The organism is Acinetobacter sp. YH01010 (genome assembly GCF_013420775.1).
In the GTDB taxonomy this organism is placed as follows: Bacteria; Pseudomonadota; Gammaproteobacteria; order Pseudomonadales; family Moraxellaceae; genus Acinetobacter; species Acinetobacter amyesii.
Window position 1 is genome coordinate 1 of record NZ_VOYF01000060.1, and the last position, 2,180, is coordinate 2,180.

A 2,180-nucleotide genomic window follows, 5' to 3' on the forward strand; every position below is an offset into this window, starting at 1 on the left:
GTAAATTTTCAGCGTTGCTGGCTCCCCGTCAGCCGGATTGGGTTGCATCGCAGGGGTGTCGAAAGAGTCAACTGCGGTCCAAAGCTGTTGGACTTGGGTGAAAAGGGCGTTTATTCTTCCTATACGTGAACCGCATCCTACGGAATGAGTAACCCTTGCCCTATTGTGAGTAGAACGTCGTATAATTCAAACGAAAGCAGTTAATAGGTATGAAATATCACAGCACAAAAGAGCGACAGGACATGTTTAGATGATGTTATTATAAAATAATAACATCATGGATGAATAAAAAATAATTTTCTATCTTTACAACTATGTTATACTTCTATGATAAGGCTATGATGGCAAAGCCTTGGTTTTCCTAATCAAATAGTCGCCGAGATGGCTTCAATGCGACAGTAGGTCTACTGTCTCACAATTAATTCATGTATCAGATTTTTGTTCCCTGATGGGAAGTGTTATCCATACGAAAAGAATATGGGTAAAGTGTTACACCTGTATATGACATTCAGAATGTCCTGTCGGGGGAACTGGTACCAATTTAATAAAAGAAAACAGTATAGAAATGACAATCGAAGATATGCAAACATTAGCCCTAGAGCATGGGCTGAGAATTTCGGAAGAGATGAGTGTCAATGAGATGGGCATCGACTTTAGAGTTGCCTTTGTAAAGGAAGTAAACGGTGAGAACTGGGTACTCCGTATACCTCGAAGAAGCGATATGCTTGAACAAATCGAAAATGAAAGTAGAATATTGGATTTAGCCAAAAGAAACCTGTCGATCAATGTCCCTGATTGGAAAATTGTATCGGAGCGCCTAATAGCCTACCCTTTACTGGAGGATGCGCCTGCTCTGACATTCGATGCGATAACACATGAGGTTTCTTGGAACATAGATCGCGATAGCATAGCTTATGTGGAGTCTCTGGCAAAATCATTGGCCGAATTACATCGTATTACAGCTGACGATGTGAGAAAGAGCAACTTGAAAATAATGACTCCAAGTGAATTGAGGACCGAAATAGCTGACCGTATCCACTTGGTGAAATCTGAGATAGGTATCAGCGAGCCGTTGGAAAACAGATACCGTAGATGGTTGGACAATGACCCTTTGTGGCCTGAATTCACTTGTTTCATCCATGGCGATCTCTATGCAGGGCATGTCTTAACCTCGAAGGAAGGTAAGACCTCTGGTATCATAGATTGGTCTACTGCGCATATGGGTGATCCTGCACTGGACTTTTCTGGTCACGTATCGGTTTTTGGAGAGGATAGCCTGAAGAGTTTGATAACGGAGTATGCTAAACAAGGCGGAACGATATGGGATAGGCTCTACGAACAATCTATAGAGAGGGCTGCTGCAGCTCCATTAGCATATGGCGCTTTTGCGGTAGAGTGCAACGACGATAATCATATCAATGCCGCCAGAGCAGCCTTAGGTATTGTTCAATAAAATGATGTGAGGATACTTTTTTAAATGCTAAAATAGGAGTTCGATTGGTGCCACTTAAGAGTATCATTGATTTCTATTTTAGCCAGTATCCTCCACTTTTAGGAGCTCCTCGAAACTCGATTTTATGATCATCTCTTAAGATTTTGAGCCACCGCTCTACTATCTTGACAGGAACTAATAGCTCGTTTACTAAAAATGGTGCACGCTTTCCTGGATTAGTTCTTATCTGATTAAATAGTAGATTTACTCCCTCACTTACTCCCTCATTAGATTCGAAAAGTAGCTTTGATGAGACAATAACTCGAAAACCGTGCTGGAAATTTTCAAAGACAGGGGGACGCAGACCATAGGATGCGAAGCCTTCTTGGATTCGTTTGATGCCTGACCCATATTTTTCAATAAAATGCGCTTCTTTGAACGTGGCAGATATCCTTTTATTGCGCGCCCATGGCGAGTAATCTTCACGAAGAAGCTGATCAATCGTTAAGTTATCAGCTAAACCACCTGGATTGAAAAACTCTATGGAATTGTAATACACCCTGATTATGGAATCGGCAAATTAATTTGGACTTGGGTGAAAAGGGCGTTTATTCTTCCTATTACGTTGTCGGCAGCGGGCCAAAAAGGAATACGTCCATGCCCATCGAGGTGAAACCGGCTGTGAGCGCGGGTTCAAGCATATAGCCCGACAGGCGCGTATCCTTGCCGATCACGACACGATGGCGGT

At 42.5% G+C, this 2,180-nt stretch carries 2 protein-coding genes and 1 pseudogene; 1 reads left to right on the plus strand and 2 read right to left on the minus strand.

Translation table 11 applies throughout. The annotated features are described in order from the left end of the window. Positions 1-565 precede the first annotated feature (565 nt). On the plus strand, positions 566-1,453 hold the full coding sequence (gene mph, locus FTT77_RS17135; RefSeq protein WP_071830579.1) for an Mph(E)/Mph(G) family macrolide 2'-phosphotransferase: 888 nt from the start codon (positions 566-568) through the stop codon (positions 1,451-1,453). A gap of 73 nt (positions 1,454-1,526) precedes the next feature. Here the strand turns inward: mph and FTT77_RS17140 are convergent, their stop codons facing one another. Both FTT77_RS17140 and FTT77_RS17145 read right to left on the minus strand, forming a co-directional pair. Beyond that, positions 1,527-1,991 (minus strand): ATP-binding protein, encoded by a 465-nt coding sequence (locus FTT77_RS17140; RefSeq protein ID WP_071830580.1) that lies wholly within the window; start codon positions 1,989-1,991, stop codon positions 1,527-1,529. A 67-nt stretch (positions 1,992-2,058) separates the two neighbouring features. Next, positions 2,059-2,180: pseudogene (locus tag FTT77_RS17145) on the minus strand (hypothetical protein); the annotation flags it as partial.